Consider the following 19,069-nt stretch of genomic DNA (forward strand, 5'->3'; position numbering starts at 1 on the left):
TATAGTTCAAGTAAATAAGGTCGCAAAGGATTGGGGGTACCAAAATTTCCACTTTTTATTAATGGATTCCGGTTTCCTTTGAAAAGTTCAACATAGAATTTATTTGGGGGATATCTCCTATTTAATTTTCATCTTCAAAAACCGATGACGAATATTGGGTTCTACTTTCTGTATTCATAGCTTCCATTAATTGAAAGTCTCTAGCCTGCTTTGTGAATCCTTCTTGTGAAAAAGAAAAAGCAACAAGTTCCATGGTCTTTCCGTTTCCACCTCGATTGGACATCACATAACCCATTTGATCATTGGTGAATTGAATGGAAAAATCGTCGCTGGAGCTATTTATGGAACTTCCCATATTCATGGCCAAGCCCACATTCCTTTTTTCTACTTCTACCATGTACACGTCCAAACCACCGTAGCCTTGATGCCCTTCGGAGGCAAAAACTAAGGTATTACCTTCCATTACCTTAGGGTACATTTCGTTTTTTGAGGTATTTACCTTAGTTCCCAAGTTTTTTGCCACGCCAGCAATACCACCGGACCTTATGTTGGATACATAAATATCATACTCACCAAAAGTACCGGGCATGTTGGAGGCAAAGAACAATCTTGTACCATCTTTTGATATTGCAGGGTGTAAAGCGGAATAATCCTTTGGGCATAAGGCCAATTCCTTAATGGACTTCCATTCGCCATTTACTTTATCTGCCCTAAAAATCCTATGGATCTTTTGTTTTTTGGAAAAAATACCGGTAGTGGGTTTTACCCAAACCTCTTTGCTAAAGTAAGCAGTCTTTCCATCTTTGGTCAAAACCACCGGGCTTTCGTAATTGAGTTGTTTCGGTTCCCTTACTTCTTGTTCCTTTACTATAAAAGGCCTATCGTTTCCCACTGAAGCGGTACTGTAATCAGAGTCTATGTATAAAGGTTTAAAATTCTTTCTCCGTGACAACCTTTTAGAGGTTTTCATGGAAGCATCCGTCATATGATAATCGGACTTTACCAATTCAGTCCAGTTTTCATCCTCCTCGGCCTTTTTTGTTTCCTGACCTAATTTGGATATGGCAAAATCATATCTCTTTTGGTACGATGGGTCCAAATGACCATCCGAGACTGATTTCAATCAGTTTCTCGTACCAAAACAATGCGGTTTCATAATTATGGGACAGAAAATGGGCATTCCCCAAATCTTGGTAAATTTCCTTTTCGGTATAACCTAAGTCTTTTAGGTCCTCATAATTTTGCTGGCGCTTTTCCGTCTCATTTATTTGATGGATTCCATTGGAAGCCGCCACTGCATTCGGGCATTTAGCGTATAACATCCTATTAAAAGACTACACCCGATGACCATTTTGTAAGCTATTGTATTTCTCATAATTCAGGTATTTGGGGTTCAACAAGACAAAGTTGCCAAAAGATACCATGCCTAGACTTGATAAAAATTCATAGGTTTTCATAGTTTTTTGGGATTTTTCTTAAAATTTCATGTAGTTCATCGAATAATTAAATCGCTTCATCCTATATAATCCCTTCATCGAGATTTTCCATCGATGAAATACCTGTCATTTTTCTTAATTATTTGTTAATTATGTTAAAGATTTGTAAATTGCTACAGATGATATGAACTGTTAGACACATGAACACTTCTTCTGAAAAAAATCTGAACGCTAAATTTATGACGGACGCTTTGGTATTGTTAATGTTCATTATCACAGCTCTGCTTTTCTTTCAATACTCCCAAGAAATAGAAAATGAAATTACTGCCGTAGTACTCAATTCCGTGAACGATATAAATAGTAGTATTGCGGAGACTAGAACAGGTAGATAGGTTTAGTTCTCTTAACGCTTGCCTATGAAAACATTGGCTACCAAAGCGCCAATAATCAGCAAGATTCCCATTAAACTAAAAAACGTGTATATATCCCCAAACCGAGAAAACCCCTATGGTTAGGGTAAAAATGACCTCTATATATTTTAAGGGCGCTACCATGGTGGTCTTGGCTGCCTGAAAGGCTTTGGTCATAAATAATTGCCCAAAAAAACCAAAAAAGCCCAAACTCAAGAGTAAAAGCCATTCCTGGCCCATGGGTGTGGAAAAGTTATTAATACTTAGCAATCCGCCAACAACCGTACCAATAAACATAAAGTAATTGACCACCACCAACGGATGGTCTCCCTTTCCAATTTTACGTATCAATACGTAGACCAAACCACTAAAGACCGATGCGGTTAACACCAAAAGTAATCCTGTAGTATCCACTGCACCCCCAAATCCCTTTATAAATAGTACTCCACAAAAAGCTATCAAAAACAATAACCATTGAACGGACCTTAGTTTTTCTTTCAGCCATAGAACCGCAAAAAACGTGGCAAAAATGGGAGAAATATATCTTAAGGAGACGGCGGTACCCACAGGGATATATTTTAAGGACATAAAAAACAAGCTCATGGCCGTTAGTCCAGCGAAAGATCTATAAAGCAACAGTCTTTTGTTGTTTCCCATGATAGGTATGCCCTTATAAATTATATAGGAAGTTGCTAAGACCAAAGACCCTATCGACCTGAAAAAAACGACTTCAAATGTTGGGAAATGGCTTAAGTACTTTACGAACGCATTCATCAAAGTGAATGAGAAGGTACTAATGACCATGTAAAGAATGGCTTTCTTCAAAAAGGCTGATTTTCTTTGCCGCAAAGTTAAGGGAAGCAAATTTGAAAAACATCGATTTAAAGTATTTACCTTAACCTGAACTCCTTTCTTCTTGATTATAAGTTCAAGAATCAGGGACAAAAACTATCAAAACATCTATATTGATAATATTTTCCAAACAAAATCAGATAAAATTGAATTTTAAGGCTAAAAAACAATCAAGTCTGAAAAAATCGATATATTATTGTAACATTTTGAGACAATAAACTTTAACCCAAAGAGATTCATGCTAAAAAGTCGACTAACTGTACTAATTCTAATCTTAATCTTTGCCGATCTATTGTACGGGCAAAAGGAACTAAAATTATATGAGGGCACCGCGCCTGGGTCAGAAAATTGGACCTGGGAAGAGGGACTAAGTGAGAAGAACCTATTCAACACCAAAGTTGTTTACAATGTAACAGATCCGACTATCACAGTGTATCTACCTCCAAAGTCAGCCGCCAATGGAACTGCGGTAATCATTGCCCCAGGAGGCGCATTTCACACACTGAGTGTTCAATCTGAGGGTGTAGATGTTGCCAAATGGCTTAACAGTAAAGGTATTGCTGCTTTTGTTCTTAAGTACAGGGTTGCGAGAAGCTTTACCGATGATCCGGTGAAAGAATTGGTTGATAAAATGAATGATTTTGAAACCTTGAATAAAATTACCAAACCTATTATCCCACTTGCCATGAACGATGGTCTCAAAGCGATGGAATATGTAAGATTCAATGCGGAGAGTATGAATATAGACCCACAAAAAATCGGGTTTATGGGCTTTTCTGCCGGAGGTACCCTAACCATGTCCGTACTTTATAATGCCGAGGACAATAACCGACCTAACTTTGTGGCCCCTATATATGCCTATGAACCTGCGATTATCGGTTCTGAAATTCCAAGCGAAAAAACTCCCATTTATATTGCGGTAGCAGGGGACGACGAGCTGGGCATGGTACCTTACAGCATCAACATATACAACAAATGGTTTAAGGCAGGACAACCCGCAGAACTCCATATATACGAAAAAGGTGGTCATGGATTTGGTATGCGAACCCAAAACCTGCCGACCGATACATGGTACGAACAGTTTGGGGCATGGCTCAAAATGCATGGTTTTATGGAAGAACCAGCAAACCTATCTCCGTTTCAGCGTATGACGACGCCCAACGATTCTTTGCAGTCCGTTCTGTTGGATTCAAATAAGAAATTGGAATTCAAAATATATGCACCGCTAGCGGAAGAGGTATCAGTTACTGGGGATTTCCCTGGTGGTTTTCCTGGGATCAATTTAACTAAGAATTATTTGGGTGTCTCGGTATGGTCAGACAGAAAATGAAGTTACCCCGGATATTTACACCTATGATTTTACGGTGAACAAAATCAAGACCTTGGATCCTAAAAACGCCATGGTTAAGGAAAGTTTAAACGGTTTCTCAAATCTTGTAGAGATTGAAGGCAAGGAAAATGACTTTCAAACCAGAAAGGATGTTCCCCACGGTCGAGTCGAAAAAGTTTGGTATACCTCCAAAACTTTGGATGGTGCCCAAAGACGACTCCATGTCTACCTCCCTCCTATGTACGATCGATTTAAAAAGAAGGACAAACTTCCTGTCCTATATTTATTACATGGAGGAGGGGACAATGATGCCTCTTGAATTACTGCCGGAAGAGCCAATGTTATTTTGGATAATTTGTATACCGAAGGCAAACTAGAGCCTATGATCGTGGTAATGCCTAGTGGCCACACCGGTATTGAAGGATTCTTTATGGGCGCCGGTCCTGATCAGGACCCTTTCTGCAGGGATTTATTGAACGAAATCATTCCATTTATAGAGAACACCTATCCCGTTTCAGATAAACGCACCGATAGGGCTATAGCCGGTCTTTCCATGGGAGGTGTACAGACCTTGAACACTGCGCTTTGGAATCCGGAGTTATTCGGTTATGTAGTTCCTATGAGCACTGGATATTTTTCTCCCAATATCAAGGAAATAAAGGAAAATTACGCTGATGTAATGAAGAATGAAGAAATCAATCAGTTTGAGCTTTTTCAAATTTATATGGGGGGAGAAACCGATATTGCATATCAGAACAATTTGAATATGATGGCCATGTTCGATGAATTCGGAATTAAATACATATATAAAAATGGTAAAGGAGGACATACCTTTAGGGCATGGCGACGAAATCTGCATGATTTTGCACCCTTACTGTTTAAAAAGAAATAATACTAAAAAACGATAACGATGAAACTAAAAACTTTTGGTTTACTACTCGTCTTGCTTTCTTATGGAGTACAAGCCCAAACCGTACAGACGAAAGATGGAATAGTAAAAGGCTACACCAGTAACGATATCCAAATTTTTAAGGGAATCCCCTTCGCCCAGCCTCCGGTAGGAGATTTACGATGGAAGGCACCACAAGCCGTCACACCATGGGAAGGAGTAAAGGAATGTACAGAATTTGGGCCAAGCCCTATCCAAAACAAACCGGAACCCTTCCTATGTTGGATCAGAAGAATTTATTGCCAAGCCGAGCCTCTGAGCGAGGATTGCCTGTATCTTAATGTTTGGACTCCAGTAAAAACCGAAACCGAAAAACTTCCCGTATTTGTATGGATCTATGGGGGTGGATTAAGTTCCGGGTCTGCTAATTGCGATATCTATGATGGCGCCCAAATGGCAGAACAAGGTGTTGTTTATGTGAGTATCAACTATCGTGTTGGGGTTTTGGGTTTCATGGCGCATCCTGAGTTGAGTGCCGAATCTGGTCATGATGCTTCGGGCAACTATGGGTTTATGGATCAGTTACAGGCCTTAAAATGGGTCAAGAACAATATAGCAGCTTTTGGAGGTGATCCTAACAATGTAACTATTGCCGGTCAATCTGCCGGTTCCTTTAGTGTTAATGCCCAAATAGCTTCGCCTTTAGCGGAAGGGTATTTTCAAAAAGCCATTACCCAAAGCGGGGGGATTTTAAGCGGTCGCTTAATGCAAGATTTACCTACTGCCGAGCAACAAGGATTGACTTTCCAAAAACTGGCTGGAGCTAACTCCATATCGGATTTACGAAAAATACCTGCGGACGAGCTTCAAAAAATGAGTTCGCAGCGAGAGGCTGGCAGATTTGGTGTGGTCTTGGACGATTACTTCCTTCCTACCGATATATTGCGGTATTTTAAAGACGGAAAACAAAATCAGGTTTCCGTGCTTTCCGGTTGGTTACCTGGTGATGCGGCCTTATTTCCTGTCAATAATGTAACTACGGAATCCTTTAAACAAGATGCCTTCAAAAATTATGGGGACAGGACGGGTGAATTTCCGGAGTATTTTCCCGCCAATACCAATGAAGAGGCCGCAGAGTCACAAAAAAAACTGAATCTTTTGAATTTTGCAGGCGTTCCTAGTTACCTATTGGCAAAATACATGGAAAAGGATGTTTGGCTCTACGAGTATGTTCATGTGCCCACGGATAAACCAGGTTTTCCCAATTACGGTGCCTTTCATACCTCGGAAGTCCCTTTTGCGCTTCATACCTTGGATCCAATGGGATAGGGCTTGGAATCCTGAGGAACGCACCCTGGAGGATCAAATGTCAGGTTATTGGGTCAATTTTGCCAAATCCGGTAACCCCAATGGTGAAAACCTACCACAATGGGAACCTTATGATGTTAACAATGGAAGCATCATGGTTTTTGATACGGGTGATTTAGGTATGCAAAACAGATACAAGGATGAATTTGAATTCTTGACGAATTGATATCGATATCACTTCAGAAAACAAAAAGGCCCGCTTTAGAGCGGGCCTTTTTGCTGTTATATCATACGATTATGCTTCACAACTAGCACATTCCTTCTTTTGTTTGAACTTCTGTGCCGCGTTCATACTATGTTGATAGTACAATGATTTTAACCCTAGCTTCCAAGCGGTTACGTGGATTTTGTTAATTTCTTTCACCGGCATTTACTGGATGCACTATAATGTTTACGGACTGACCTTGGTCAATATGATTTTGTCTATTGGCCGCCTGATAGATAATATCCATCTGATCGATCTCGGAATAGGTTTTGAACACCGCTTTCTCCTCTTCGGTTAAGAAATCCAAATGCTGAACGGATCCATCAAAGTCACGGATACTTCTCCAAACCTCCGTAGTGTTCATTCCCTTTTCTTCCAACAAAGCTTCCAAATAAGGATTCCTTATTGTTGTTTTTACCTTGGCGATATCCTTCACGTAGGTGTTGGATCAAATAGGTTCGATTCCTTGGGACACCTGCCCTAAAATAAAGGCGGAAGAGGTTGTAGGTGCAATCGCGTTTAATGTAGTATTTCGTCTACCGTATCCTTTTAAGACGGCTGGCTCCCCAAACTTCTCGGCTAACTCCTCAGACGCTTTATAGGACTTCTCTTTAATGGTCTTAAAGATTTCACTATTCAAGTTATAGGCCTCTTGGCTATCGAAGGCCAACATTTTTGATTGCAGGAATGAATGCCATCCCAAAACACCTAAGCCTAAAGCGCGGTTATCTTTCGCAAAGTTGTAGGCACGTTCCATGAACAGGAAGGTCTGACGGTCACTCTCGACTATCGGAATCACGATATACCTCTAATTTTTCACAGAACTCAGTAATAACGGCATCCAAGAAATATACCATGGTTTCCACTGCATCGGTATCCTTCCATTTATCGTAATGTAAAAGGTTTACGGAAGACAATACACAAACAAAGGATCAATTATCATTGGACGGCAACATGATTTCCGTACAGAGATTACTGGCATATATAGGATGGTTTTTATCACGATATACATCCGCGGCCCCATTGTTCGCATTGTCCTTGAAGAAAATGTAAGGATACCCCATTTCTCCCCTACGCTGCAACACTTTGGCCCGGATAGATCTTTTTTCGGTATCACCATCTACCATCTCTTGCATCCATTGGTTGGTAACGGTCACCCCATGTGTCAGCTCCTGAATGGGATTTCCTTCGGTTCCGATTTCCAAAAACTCCTTAATATCCGGATGCTCTACCGGCAAATAAGGTGAAAAACGACCACGACGAACCGAACCTTGGCTAACTACGTCTACCATAGATTCAAACAATTGCATGATATGAACGGCCCCGGAAGCCTGACCGTTATTTTTAACCTCGGCACCGCGATGTCTTATTTTTCCGAAATAGCCCGATGTTCCTCCACCTAATTTGGACATCATGCCCACTTCAGATTGGGTGAACAGGATATTGCCCATATCATCATCGATATGCGACCCAAAACAACTAATAGGTAAACCTCTTTGCTTACCAAAGTTGGACTCAAACCGGAGAGGCCAATGAATAAAAACCTTCGCTCATGTAGCCATAGAACTTTTCGGAAAAACCCGGAATCTTTAAGATGGCCTCTGCCCTATCGGCAATTTCCCTTATTCGTTCCTCTCGGAGTTACCCCTTTAGTCAAATAACCTGATGCCAAAAAGTTTCGGCTGTGGTCATTCAACCAAGAAAATCCTTTTCCTTGTTCTTTTTCTCCCGACAAGTTTTTAAGTGCTTCCTTCCTAGCCTGTACCAATTGGTCAGAACTGTTTAGCACTTTCTCTTCTTGTACTTCTTTCTCTAGGTTTAGTTTTGTTTCGTTCATGTTAAAATAAGTCGTCGCTGGTTATACTTTGTGTTCTCTTGCTGTAGTTGATGGATCGTTTTACGAAAAAATCCCCGTGTTTGGTACCGATAATCTCGTCGTCAAACCATTCGGTCTGCGCTAAAAGCTTTTCATCTACCTCAAATATTTTGTCGATTCCTATGCTGTCCAAGGAATCGTTAAATCTCTTTTTAATGAACTCCTTCACCAAAACCTTCGGCAAAAAGTCGATTTCACCAGCCTCAAAAATCCAATCGATGATATCGCTTTCGGCCTCAAAGGCATCCTTGCACATGTCCTGAACCATGGAATGGTATTCCATATCGAACCATTACTGGATTCTCATCCTTTATGATGTTTATGATATCGATACCAAAGTCGCCATGAATTTGCTCCTCCTTGGAGGTTGCCTCAACTACATTGGATATACCTTTCAACATGTTCTTATACTTGTTAAAGGCCATGATAATCAGGAACTGAGAGAACAAGGAAACATGCTCAATGAACAAGGAGAACAAAAGTATAGACTCGGCGTATTCCTTGTGGTCCTCGCTCTTTGCATTTTTTAAAGCTGTCTCTAGGTAATGAACCCTCTTCATGATTACGGGTTTCTTTTTTAGGTTTTTGAACTCTTGGTTCAATCCTAAAATTTCCGAGAAGATGGGAATAGGCATCATGATGTCGTACCTCACTTTCCGCAAAGGTCGCACCTACAGATCCAATCTCCGGCTTTGGCATTTTGTGATAGATATCGCCCCAAAAACTCTTTACCGCTACTTCTATTTGTGAAATGGCCAACATCGTGTTTTTTATGGCACTACGCTCGGTATCCGTAAGACGGGTCTTAAAATCTTGGATATCACTTGTAAAATTAAACTCCGTGTGAATCCAATATGAATGCCTTATGGCTGGTACATACTCGTACAACGCCGGATATTCGTAAGGTTTTAAATTGATACGTTTCTCGAAAATATTTGACTTTCTCTTCGGGCCTGTTCATTTCTATAAAGAATGTATGCCTTGGCAACATCAAAAAAGCCACCTTCCATTAATTTCTTCTCTACAAAATCCTGTACCTCCTCTACCGTAGGTTTGTATGCAGGATCTGCTTTTTTCCTTTCCAAAAGGGCTGAATAAACAGTTTCGGAAATTTTTTCGGCATCACCAGGACCACCAAGTTCCACAGCGGTCATGGCCTTTAAAATTGCATTCGTGATCTTGTGTAATTGAAAGGGTTTAGTAGTAAAGTCCCTTTTGATGACTTCCGTTATCTCCATGTTAATAAAAGGTTAAAATGAAACTATTTTCGAGAGGTATAAAGGTCAAATTTTTAGTCCTTAGATGGTAGGTCGCTCTCTTTAGTTTTTCAACAGTTTTATCAACAATGATTTTTTAAAATATCAAAAACGATATAATTTAATTTATATAAACATTTGTTATTCAGATATTTACAATCCAACAAATGAAGTTACATATAAGGTAGATCGTCTTTTTTTAATTCTTTCCGTCATTTAAAAACACGATTCAAACCCACATTTAAAGACATGTAAAAAGTATGTTAAGGTACTTGCCTAACATAGTGGGAAATAGCCCTGGCAGTCAGGGTGTAATTTTTAAAAATGTATCCACTTTTCACTTCAATTTTAAACGCAAAAAAATATTTCTAGTAAAATTTTAAGTGCAAAGAATTTAAAATTATGAAACATTCTCGATGACCATCGCATACCCCATACCGACACCCACACACATAGTGGCCAAACCATATTTTCCACCGCTTCTGACCAATTGATTTGCGGCAGCTTGAACGATACGGGTTCCGGACATGCCCAAGGGGTGGCCAATGGCAATGGCCCCACCGTTCGGGTTGATTCGTGGGTCATCGTCCGTCAACCCCAATTCACGGGTACAGGTCAAGGATTGCGCGGCAAAGGCCTCGTTGAACTCCATCACATTTATGTCTTTTAACGTAAGTCCCGTTTTCTCCAATACTTTCTTGGTGGCGTACACCGGACCAATACCCATGATTACGGGTTCCACCCCTACCACGGCCGAGGCTACGATTCTAGCTTTGGGTGTTAGTCCATATTTTTTAAGGGCTTCTTCCGATACCACCAGCATTGCGGCAGCCCCATCGTTCAATCCCGAGGCATTCCCGGCCGTGACCGTACCTTCAAGTTTAAATACCGTACGCAGCGTAGCCAATTTTTCAAGGGAAGTATCGGGACGGATAAATTCATCTTGGTCCACCATCACCGGATTTCCTTTTCTCTGTGGAATGGCTACCGGACAAATCTCTTCAGCCAAACGGCCTTCCTTTTGTGCGGCCGCAGCTTTCATTTGGGAACGATACGCGAACAAATCCTGGTCATCCCGACTGATCGAAAACATTTCCGCCAAGTTTTCCGCGGTAATTCCCATCGCGTCGGTGCCATACATTTCATGAAGCTTCTTGTTTACAAAACGCCAGCCGAAACTGGAATCTTCCATTTTGGCATCGTTGCCAAAGGCTGTGGAAGCTTTTGATATCACATAAGGTCCGCGGGACATATGTTCCATACCTCCTACAATAAATACATCACCATCGTTCGCCTTTATCGCCCGATTGGCATGCACAATGGCCGACATCCCGAGAAGAACATAACCTATTTACAGTTTCACCCGGTACGGTATAGGGCAATCCGGCCAACAGCAGCGCCATGCGTGCCACATTCCGATTGTCCTCACCGGCCTGATTATGACACCCCAAAATAACATCGTCTATGGCTTCTTTGGGCAGGTTAGGATATTTCTCAAGCAAGGCCTTCATAGGAATAGCGGCCAAATCATCGGCGCGAACAGTTGCTAGGACTCCTCTAAAACTTCCTATGGGCGTACGTACTGCGTCTACAATATATGCTTCTTTCATTGTGTTTTGGTTGTTGGTTGTTCCCTTCAGCTTCACTTCGACTACGCTCAGTGGCCGCGCTCAGGACAGGCGTTGTTCGTTTTTGGTAAAATAATAATTCACATTTAACTTATCACTTTTAACTCAGAACTTGAATTTGTATTTGTTATTTCAACCGTTCTACAAATTTGGCCTCTGTCTTTGCCCTCACTTCCTCCGGACTGCTCCCCGGCAATATCTCCGTTAATGTTAACTGGCCGTCTATGAACTTGAAAACGGCCAATTCGGTAATTAGCACGTCCACGCAGCCAAAATCGGTTACAGGCAAGGTACAATTTTCTACCACTTTGGAGTTCCCCGCCCTATCCGTATGGCTTAGGGTAATAATCAACTTTTTGGCCCCGGCGGCCAAATCCATAGCACCCCCGACGCCCAATAACGGTTTTCCCGGTACTGCCCAATTGGCCAAGTTGGCCCTGGTATCCACTTCCAAACCGCCCATAATGGCCACATCGATATGTCCGCCACGGATCATGGCAAAACTATCGGCACTATCAAAATAACTGCTTCCCGGTAAGGCCGTTACGGGTACCTTTCCTGCATTGACCGGATAATACATCGCCCCACGCCCATCGGCCGGTTCCGGGCCTACCCCTAACATCCCGTTTTCGGTATGAAGGATGATACCATCCTCGGGTTTGATCAAATCGGCCACCAAGGTTGGGATACCAATGCCTAAATTCACTACATCCCCTTTCTCCAATTCCGCAAAGGCCCTTTTTGCCATGTTCAATCGCTTCTCATCGGTTACTTTGGAAGACCCAACTGATGCGGAAATGCCCAAATCGGATTCGGATAATTTTCGTTCTACCAAATAATCCACAAAGTTCCCTGGGGTATGGATGTGATTGGGGTCGATGCCTCCCACAGGTACAATTTCCTGTACCTCCGCAATCACCAAATCCGCCGCGGTCGCCATAGCCCTATTAAAGTTTTGCTCTGTCATACGATATTGAAGGTTCCCGGCAGTATCCGCTTTCCAAGCCCTGACGAAGGCGACATTCCCACGGATTCCCTCTATAAACACCTGCTCCTTTCCATTTAGGATTTTTGTTTCCCGACCTTCCGCAATCAAGGTTCCTGCCGATGTAGGGGTGTAAAATCCGCCAATACCAGCTCCCCCAGCACGAATGGCCTCCGCCAACGTACCCTGAGGTAGCAACTCATACTCTACTTTACCTTCCTGCGCAGCTTTCACCGCTTCCGGGTTGGAGGTAAAAAAGGAACCGATCATTTTTTTGAGCTGTCCGTTATTGAGCAATCGTCCGCCGCCCATATTGGGTTCTCCCACATTATTGGCAATATAGGTAAGGTTCTTGGTGGTTGTTTCCGCAAGGGTATGTACAATGTTCACGGGATTGCCGGTCATACCAAAGCCTCCGGCCAAAATCACATCCCCATCCTTTACCATCGCCGCCGCTTCTTGGGCCGTTATTACAGGTACCGTTTTCATCATAGGATTCTAAAATTCATAGGTTTCAAAAGGCAGGCCTACATAGTTTTCCGCTATGGTGGTTTTGTAAGCCTTGGACATTTTTATATAGTTCATCTTTGCCTTTTGTAATTTGTAGGTGTAGGAACCATGTTCGTCCCTCTTATGGAACAGCTGGGTCATGAAATTGGAAAAATCCTGTGCCCGCCAAATCCTGCGTAAGGCCATTTCTGTATAGGTATCCAACTGGCTTGTGCTGTTATTTTTATAAAAATCTACCAAACCGTCCACCAAGTGCTTTACATCCGCTACAGCCAAGTTTAGGCCCTTACCCCCCGTGGGTGGTACGATATGACCCGCGTCTCCCGCCAAGAACAGTCGACCCGATTGTAAATTGTCTATCATATGACTACGCATTGGTGTAATGCTCTTATCGAAAATGGGGCCTGATTTCAATTCCCAACCCTCCGTGCCCAAACGTAATGAAAGTTCTTCCCAAATACGCTCATCTCGGCCAATCCTCCAACTTTTCGTCATTGTCCACTTGCAAATACAGCCGACTCACCGTCTCCGAACGCAAACTGTGCAGGGCGAACCCGTTTTCATGATAGGCATAGATCAGCTCATCCGTTGACGGTGCCACATGGGCCAAAATACCTAACCAGCTAAAGGGATAGGTAATATCATACGACTTATAACAATCCTTTGGCAAGGTCTTTCTGCCAATGCCGTGAAAGCCATCACAGGCAGCCACAAAATCGCACTCCAAAACCCCTTCTTCTCTTTCTTTTTTAAAATGAATTTTGGGTGTTTCCGAATCAAAATCAACGATTTGGGTAGCACCTGCCTCAAAGTAGAGCTGTTCCCCAGCCTCCAACCAGGCATCGGTAAGGTCTTTTACCACCTCCTGCTGTCCGTAAATGGTAATTTTGCGTCCGTCCGTCAATTCCGCAAAAGGTACCCGAACCCGCTCCCCATCAAAACTAAGGTATACCCCATCATGTTCTATCCCCTCTTTTTCAAGACGGTTCGCCAATCCTAATTCCTTAATAATGTCCATGGTGTTTTGTTCCAATAGTCCGGCCCGTACGCGACCTTCCACATATTCTCGGACCGCAGTTCTAAAATTACGGATGAAATTCCCTGTTTTTTAAGCCAATGCGCCAAGACCAGTCCTGCGGGACCTGCACCAATGATACCTACCTGTGTTTTTATCTTTTTCATCCTCAATTCAATCTAATATGCTATTCCAAATTCTTTAAACACTTCCTCGGCACTATGCATCGCCTCATTCGCCGCTGGTAGTCCGCAATAAATACCCGATTGTAAAATGACCTCCTTTATTTCCTCTATGGTGACACCATTGTTGAACGCGGCCCGAACATGCATTTGAAACTCCGGTTTCCGGTTCAAGGGAATCAGCATGGCCAAGGTAATCAAGCTCCGTTGGTGTTTGGGTAGACCCGGCCGGGTCCAAATCTCGCCCCAGGCGTAATGGGAAATGAATTCCTGAAAATCGGTATTGAATTCATTTTTATTACCGTTTGCTCTATCAACATGCGAATTGCCCAACACCGTTCTCCGAACATGCATCCCCCTATCAAAAGTATCCTCACCTACAATAAAGTTTATCAACGTTTCAGCATAATAGGTAGGTAATTCCGTACTTGGCAAATGCCTGGCCTTAAACACTTTGAGTTGCGCGTTCGGAATCGTTGCTTGCATGTTTTCAGCTTGGGCTACATTGGTCACTTCATCGGCATCACCCGTAATGACCAAGGTCTCTACCGATATGTTCTTGATATCCTCCCTAAAATCGGCCGCGCCTATAGCGGAACAGCAACCTGTATATCCAGTGATGTTGTTGGCCGAAAATATATTTGTCATTTCCGCTACGCGGGATGGGTTCGTTTTATGAAATGCTTCGGTAAACCACTTTTGCATCGTACCATCTACGATAGCTGCCATACCTTCCTTTTCTAACAAGTCGATACGCTCGTTCCAACCTTCTGTAGTGCCTATTTTCGAATTGGTATTACTAAGGATCAATTTGTGCAATCGCCCCGGATGGTGGATACCCAAGTACTGTCCGATGAGCCCGCCCATGGACAAGCCGCAGAAATACACTTTTTCTATGTGTAGTGAGTCCAAGAGGTCGATAACATCCTGCCCGAGCATGGCAATGGTATAGGATCCTTCCGTAACTTCGCTTTTGCCGTGTCCCCGAGTATCGTATTGCAATACCCTAAAATAAGGGAGCAAATAGGGCACCAATTCATTCCACATAGTCAGAGTCCGCACCCAAGGAATTGGAGAACATCAGCACGGGACTGTTGGGGGTTCCCTGAATTTTGTAATTCGTCTTCATAATTTTTGATTTCTATTAAAATAAAACCATTGTCCGGTCGAGCGCAGTCGAGACCTAATTCAATTTCTTGATGTCCATGAACCCCTCGACTCCACTTCGACTCCGCTCAGTGTCCACTCTCGGGGGGAAATCACACAAATCAATATGAAAAAATTCCATAAGTAAAGACTTAATCATTCTATGAACTATATTTCTTCAAAATTTCCTCCACCCATTCCACACTATGCCCTATGGCGTTCTCCGGTTGAAAGAGGGCTTCCAAGTCCGCAATGTCCGGAAAGGCCTCCTGCACTACCTCCTTTAAATGTCGCTTTTCAGCCAAGGCCGTTTTACAGGCTTTTTTCACGGCTTCGTGCGCCTGCATCCTTCCGATGGATTTGGAAAGGTGCAGCGATACTTTTTCCGCATAAATGAGTCCGCCCGTCATTTCAATATTCCTCAGCATATGTTCCGGTTGCACTTCCAGGTTCTGTATCAGGTCCACACTTTTTTCCAAGGAACCGGCGGTAAGCCCCATCAATTGGGTCAGGGTTTCCCATTCCGCATGCCAATAACCGGCAGAGCGTTCGTGTTCCTGCACCATGGCCGATAACATGGTACTCACCAAACCCGGTGTTCGGGTGCTGTTACTCAATATTAGAGCGCAGGTCACGGGATTCCGTTTGTGTGGCATGGTACTGGAGCCTCCCTTTCCTTCGGCGGCGCCTTCATAGGCTTCGGCAATTTCAGTCTGCATCATCAGGGAAATATCCTTGGCAATTTTTCCCAAGGAACCGCTCAGCACACCCAAGGCACTGGCAAAATCCACCAGGCTTGAACGGTCTGCCTGCCAGGGAAATGCCGGGGACAAGCCCAAAATCTCGGCACATTTTTCTTGCACGGAGGTGGTGATGCCTGCATTACCGCTGCCCACGGCCCCGCCCAACTGTATTTTAAACAGTCCCGATGTCAATTTCTGCAATCGGTTTTTAGCATATGAGACCGACCGTAGCCAACCCGCCGTTTTCAATCCAAAGGTAATCGGTTTTGCCTGTTGCAACAGGGTACGCCCGATCATCAAGGTGTGTTTGTGTTCTTTGGTTAGTGCAACTAGGGCCGATTCCAAAGCCGTCAATTTACCCTCCAACCAACTCATATAGTCCTTGATGGCCAGCACGGTGGCCGTATCGATGATATCCTGACTCGTGGCCCCGTAATGTACATATTTGGAGGCCTCAAAATCCACATTCTTGATGACCTTGGTCAATTGCTGCACCAAGGGAATGGCCACATTGCCGCCAAGCACCACTTCCTCCTTCAACTTGTTGGCATCAATAAAATCGACCTTGCAACTAGCAGTGATGACAGCAGCCGCTTCTTTGGGGATAATGCCCAAATCGGCCTGAGCCTGGGCCAAAGCCGCTTCCACCTGTAGGAGATAGGCGATGGATTGCGTATCGGAGAACATCCGATTGACCGCATCCGCATAAAAGGTTTCTGAATAGAGCGACATAGGCTTTTACACTTGAAAAAAGACGGTTTCCAATTCCCCTTGCATATGGATATCGAACACATATCCCCTATCTGTTTTTTGGGCAATTAAGGTTTTTCTCCTAGCTTCGGGTACGGCCTTGAGGGTCTCATCCGTAGTATTCAATTCCTCATCGGAAAAATAAATGCGCGTGTAGGAATGTAATAACTGCCCCCGCATAAAAAGGATGACATTGATAAAAGGCGCCTGCCCGTCTACCGAGGTTGGCTTGATCGTGGTGAACTCAAAACTGTTATCCGGTTTTGTGCCTGTGCCATACCGACCGAACAATCGGTTTTCGCCATCGTTCAACCAAAGTTCCACCATGGCGTCGTTGATGGGATTCCCCTCCCCGTCCAACACTTTTCCGGTAATGGTAAAGGCATCGTTCCGAGTATTCGGGTGCACCATAATCCCATCTACCCAGCTTTTAAAATCATAGCCATACTGCTCGGGCGTTAGCCCATAGGCAAAATACGGACCAATGGTCTGTGACGGTGTTTGAATTTTTAGTTCGGTATTCATACTAAGTCTTATTTGTTTTCAAAAGGGGTGGCGTTATGTCCCCGTAATACAATATCGAATCGATACCCCAAGGCAAAATTGGGTTCGGTAAGTGAGAGGTCGAATTTGGAAATCAGCAACTCCCGACCTTTCTCCGGAACCGCTTTAAAGATAGGGTCGTATTGAAACAACGGGTCGCCCGGAAAATACATTTGGGTAATCAATCTACTGGCAATATCCCCACCAAAAAGTGAAAAGTGGATATGGTTAGGTCGCCAGGCATTGGGGTGGTTGCCCCAGGGATAGGCACCCGGTTTAATCGTATAAAATTTATAATTTCCGGCATCATCCGTCATACAACGGCCCGCACCCAAAAAATTGGGATCTAAAGGCGCATCGTGCTGATCTACCTTGTGCACATACCTCCCGGCCGCATTGGCCTGCCGATTTCCAACAGCGTATTTTTCAGGGGTCGTCCCTTTTCATCTGTGACCTTGCCATGCACTACAATACGTTCGCCCAAGGGTTCCCCGTTTTTAATGGCATTTTTGGTAAGGTCATGATCCAAGGCGCCCAGTTCAAAATCGTGAAACACAGGAGAGGTAAGGTCCGACAAGGATTTCTTGAGCAATACCAATTCCTTTTGCGGGGCCCGTAACGGGGTGGATTTATAGTCCGGTGCCAAATACGGGGGTTGCACGCTCATATCAAATTGGTCCAAAAATTTAGAAGCCATGGTTTTTGTTTTTATTCTTTTGAGGGACTATCTAAGGTTCCTTTGTCCGGTCGAGCGCAGTCGAGACCTAATTTAATAACCCATTATTTCAAATGACCTCTCGACTGCGCTCGAGGGGACAATACTTTATGAGTATCAAACCTAATCAATCCTTGCCAATACCACTGGTATATTTTGAATAGTTACTGGTACAAAATAAACATTATATATAACAAAAAGTTATACCTAGACGTTATAAATACCCATAATATGCCTATTTTTAGCTATTTGAAGTCAATTAGTGTTTTTAGTATTATATGACATAATATACATCCATGTCACAAGAATTGCTTTCCTATAAAGGGCTCTACGGGGATCCACAACCTACCTTCCTAACGGATTTTATCCATCCGGAACCCCTCGCCGTACGTAGTAAGATATATGCTTGGGAAATCAACGAACATATCCATACGGACTATGCTACAGATATTTATCATTGAAAAGGGAGAAGGGCGGCTGCATTCCGAAAAGCAGGAATTTCCCATCACGGGACCCAGTGTGCTCATCATACCCCCGAACATATTGCACGGGTTTACCTTTGAAGCCGATATTCCGGGCGAAGTACTCACTGTATCCGAATCCTACCTGTACACTCTCTGCAAGGACAAACCGGTCTTGTTGGAAGCCTTGAAGCATTTGGAGGTGTTGAACCTCCCTGCCGACAGTCCCATTTTTGCCGATTTTTCCTATTGGAAGGAAAAAATACAGGAGGAGCTTTTTGGGGAGTTTACCGCCAAGCAACTGGCCATGCAATCTTATTTTCAACTGTTCCTATTGGAAGTGGTACGCTATCGGAACACCCACGCCCAGCCCGAAATTGCCCACGAAAACAAGGCCTTGGCCTATTTTAGGCAGTTTCAGCAATTAATCCGGGAAACAGCGCAAAAGCCCTTGACCATCAAGGCATATGCGGACCGTTTGCACATCACCCGGACTCACCTCAACCGTATCTGCCATACCGTGGCCCGGACCACGGCATTGAACGTGGTACAGGATTTTACGGTCAACGAGGCGAAAAAGTACCTGTTGAACACCTCTTATACCATCTCGGAAATTGCCTATTTCCTCAATTTTAACGACCCTGCCTATTTTGGACGTTTGTTTAAAAAAAAGGTAGGGGTGTCGCCAGGGGAGTTTCGGAGAGGGTGATTTAGGCCATTTCTGAAATATCAAAATTATGCAATAACAAATCCTACTAATTAAAGTACA

20 protein-coding genes and 3 pseudogenes are annotated in these 19,069 nt (G+C 43.4%); 8 read left to right on the top strand and 15 right to left on the bottom strand.

Features of this window, described 5'->3' with window-relative positions:
• Nucleotides 1–121: 121 nt before the first annotated feature.
• On the bottom strand, nucleotides 122–1,123 hold the full coding sequence (locus NYZ99_RS12185) for a TolB-like translocation protein (RefSeq protein ID WP_260571429.1): 1,002 nt from the start codon (nucleotides 1,121–1,123) through the stop codon (nucleotides 122–124).
• On the bottom strand, nucleotides 1,071–1,322 hold the full coding sequence (locus NYZ99_RS12190) for a hypothetical protein (protein WP_260571430.1): 252 nt from the start codon (nucleotides 1,320–1,322) through the stop codon (nucleotides 1,071–1,073). The genes NYZ99_RS12185 and NYZ99_RS12190 overlap by 53 nt, the downstream gene beginning before the upstream one ends.
• Nucleotides 1,323–1,636: 314 nt before the next feature.
• On the opposite strand from NYZ99_RS12190, the gene NYZ99_RS12195 reads away from it, so the two are divergent.
• Nucleotides 1,637–1,828 (top strand): hypothetical protein, encoded by a 192-nt coding sequence (locus NYZ99_RS12195; protein WP_260571432.1) that lies wholly within the window; start codon nucleotides 1,637–1,639, stop codon nucleotides 1,826–1,828.
• 75 nt (nucleotides 1,829–1,903) lie between these two features.
• On the opposite strand, the gene NYZ99_RS12200 is transcribed toward NYZ99_RS12195, so the two are convergent.
• Nucleotides 1,904–2,671, bottom strand: coding sequence for a DMT family transporter (locus NYZ99_RS12200; RefSeq protein ID WP_338038991.1), 768 nt, complete (start codon nucleotides 2,669–2,671; stop codon nucleotides 1,904–1,906).
• Between the two features lie 265 nt (nucleotides 2,672–2,936).
• Between NYZ99_RS12200 and NYZ99_RS12205 the strand changes: the two genes are divergently transcribed.
• From NYZ99_RS12205 to NYZ99_RS12225, 5 genes are read left to right on the top strand one after another with little or no spacing between them, the layout of a single operon-like run.
• Nucleotides 2,937–4,028 (top strand): dienelactone hydrolase family protein, encoded by a 1,092-nt coding sequence (locus tag NYZ99_RS12205; protein WP_260571433.1) that lies wholly within the window; start codon nucleotides 2,937–2,939, stop codon nucleotides 4,026–4,028.
• Nucleotides 4,000–4,347, top strand: coding sequence for an early set domain-containing protein (locus NYZ99_RS12210; protein WP_260571434.1), 348 nt, complete (start codon nucleotides 4,000–4,002; stop codon nucleotides 4,345–4,347). The genes NYZ99_RS12205 and NYZ99_RS12210 overlap by 29 nt, the downstream gene beginning before the upstream one ends.
• Nucleotides 4,348–4,374: 27 nt before the next feature.
• Entirely contained in the window at nucleotides 4,375–4,920 is a 546-nt protein-coding gene (locus tag NYZ99_RS12215) for an alpha/beta hydrolase (protein ID WP_260571435.1), read from the top strand.
• Nucleotides 4,921–4,938: 18 nt separating this feature from the next.
• The gene (locus tag NYZ99_RS12220; protein WP_260571436.1) at nucleotides 4,939–6,246 is read left to right on the top strand and encodes a carboxylesterase/lipase family protein; all 1,308 of its coding nucleotides are present in this window, start codon (nucleotides 4,939–4,941) and stop codon (nucleotides 6,244–6,246) included.
• A complete protein-coding gene (locus tag NYZ99_RS12225) occupies nucleotides 6,215–6,451 on the top strand; it encodes a carboxylesterase family protein (RefSeq protein ID WP_260571437.1) in 237 nt (78 codons plus the stop codon). Before NYZ99_RS12220 ends, NYZ99_RS12225 begins: the two co-directional genes overlap by 32 nt.
• 69 nt (nucleotides 6,452–6,520) lie before the next feature.
• Here NYZ99_RS12225 and NYZ99_RS12230 read toward each other — a convergent pair.
• The 12 genes and pseudogenes from NYZ99_RS12230 to NYZ99_RS12285 all read right to left on the bottom strand — a co-directional run bounded on the left by NYZ99_RS12230 (nucleotide 6,521) and on the right by NYZ99_RS12285 (nucleotide 17,821).
• A pseudogene (locus tag NYZ99_RS12230) lies at nucleotides 6,521–8,327 on the bottom strand (ribonucleoside-diphosphate reductase subunit alpha).
• Nucleotide 8,328: 1 nt separating this feature from the next.
• A pseudogene (locus NYZ99_RS12235) lies at nucleotides 8,329–9,604 on the bottom strand (ribonucleotide-diphosphate reductase subunit beta).
• A gap of 418 nt (nucleotides 9,605–10,022) precedes the next feature.
• Nucleotides 10,023–11,232: pseudogene (gene pcaF, locus NYZ99_RS12240) on the bottom strand (3-oxoadipyl-CoA thiolase).
• Nucleotides 11,233–11,377: 145 nt separating this feature from the next.
• The gene (locus NYZ99_RS12245; protein ID WP_260571438.1) at nucleotides 11,378–12,727 is read right to left on the bottom strand and encodes a 3-oxoacid CoA-transferase; all 1,350 of its coding nucleotides are present in this window, start codon (nucleotides 12,725–12,727) and stop codon (nucleotides 11,378–11,380) included.
• A gap of 6 nt (nucleotides 12,728–12,733) precedes the next feature.
• Nucleotides 12,734–13,240 (bottom strand): FAD-dependent monooxygenase, encoded by a 507-nt coding sequence (locus NYZ99_RS12250; RefSeq protein WP_260571439.1) that lies wholly within the window; start codon nucleotides 13,238–13,240, stop codon nucleotides 12,734–12,736.
• The gene (locus NYZ99_RS12255; protein ID WP_260571440.1) at nucleotides 13,209–13,763 is read right to left on the bottom strand and encodes an FAD-dependent monooxygenase; all 555 of its coding nucleotides are present in this window, start codon (nucleotides 13,761–13,763) and stop codon (nucleotides 13,209–13,211) included. The genes NYZ99_RS12250 and NYZ99_RS12255 overlap by 32 nt, the downstream gene beginning before the upstream one ends.
• Nucleotides 13,742–13,927 carry an FAD-dependent monooxygenase gene (locus tag NYZ99_RS12260; protein WP_260571441.1) on the bottom strand — a complete coding sequence of 62 codons (186 nt, stop codon included), beginning with the start codon at nucleotides 13,925–13,927 and terminating at the stop codon, nucleotides 13,742–13,744. The genes NYZ99_RS12255 and NYZ99_RS12260 overlap by 22 nt, the downstream gene beginning before the upstream one ends.
• A 12-nt stretch (nucleotides 13,928–13,939) precedes the next feature.
• Complete coding sequence (gene pcaDC / locus NYZ99_RS23215; RefSeq protein ID WP_260571443.1) at nucleotides 13,940–14,989, bottom strand: bifunctional 3-oxoadipate enol-lactonase/4-carboxymuconolactone decarboxylase PcaDC; 1,050 nt, start codon at nucleotides 14,987–14,989, stop codon at nucleotides 13,940–13,942.
• Between the two features lie 260 nt (nucleotides 14,990–15,249).
• Nucleotides 15,250–16,563 carry a 3-carboxy-cis,cis-muconate cycloisomerase gene (pcaB, locus tag NYZ99_RS12270; RefSeq protein WP_260571444.1) on the bottom strand — a complete coding sequence of 438 codons (1,314 nt, stop codon included), beginning with the start codon at nucleotides 16,561–16,563 and terminating at the stop codon, nucleotides 15,250–15,252.
• 6 nt (nucleotides 16,564–16,569) lie between these two features.
• Nucleotides 16,570–17,106: a peptidase associated/transthyretin-like domain-containing protein gene (locus NYZ99_RS12275; protein WP_260571445.1), complete on the bottom strand. Its 537-nt coding sequence runs from the start codon at nucleotides 17,104–17,106 to the stop codon at nucleotides 16,570–16,572.
• 8 nt (nucleotides 17,107–17,114) lie between these two features.
• The gene (locus tag NYZ99_RS12280) at nucleotides 17,115–17,504 is read right to left on the bottom strand and encodes a dioxygenase family protein (protein ID WP_260571447.1); all 390 of its coding nucleotides are present in this window, start codon (nucleotides 17,502–17,504) and stop codon (nucleotides 17,115–17,117) included.
• Entirely contained in the window at nucleotides 17,492–17,821 is a 330-nt protein-coding gene (locus NYZ99_RS12285; protein ID WP_260571448.1) for a dioxygenase family protein, read from the bottom strand. Before NYZ99_RS12285 ends, NYZ99_RS12280 begins: the two co-directional genes overlap by 13 nt.
• Before the next feature lie 314 nt (nucleotides 17,822–18,135).
• Here NYZ99_RS12285 and NYZ99_RS12290 point away from each other — a divergent pair, with 314 nt between their 5' ends.
• Together NYZ99_RS12290 and NYZ99_RS12295 are read left to right on the top strand one after the other, a co-directional pair.
• Nucleotides 18,136–18,300 carry a cupin domain-containing protein gene (locus NYZ99_RS12290; protein ID WP_260571449.1) on the top strand — a complete coding sequence of 55 codons (165 nt, stop codon included), beginning with the start codon at nucleotides 18,136–18,138 and terminating at the stop codon, nucleotides 18,298–18,300.
• Complete coding sequence (locus NYZ99_RS12295; RefSeq protein WP_260571450.1) at nucleotides 18,278–19,009, top strand: helix-turn-helix domain-containing protein; 732 nt, start codon at nucleotides 18,278–18,280, stop codon at nucleotides 19,007–19,009. The genes NYZ99_RS12290 and NYZ99_RS12295 overlap by 23 nt, the downstream gene beginning before the upstream one ends.
• Nucleotides 19,010–19,069 lie beyond the last annotated feature (60 nt).

The organism is Maribacter litopenaei (assembly GCF_025244665.1).
Taxonomy (GTDB): domain Bacteria; phylum Bacteroidota; class Bacteroidia; order Flavobacteriales; family Flavobacteriaceae; genus Maribacter; species Maribacter litopenaei.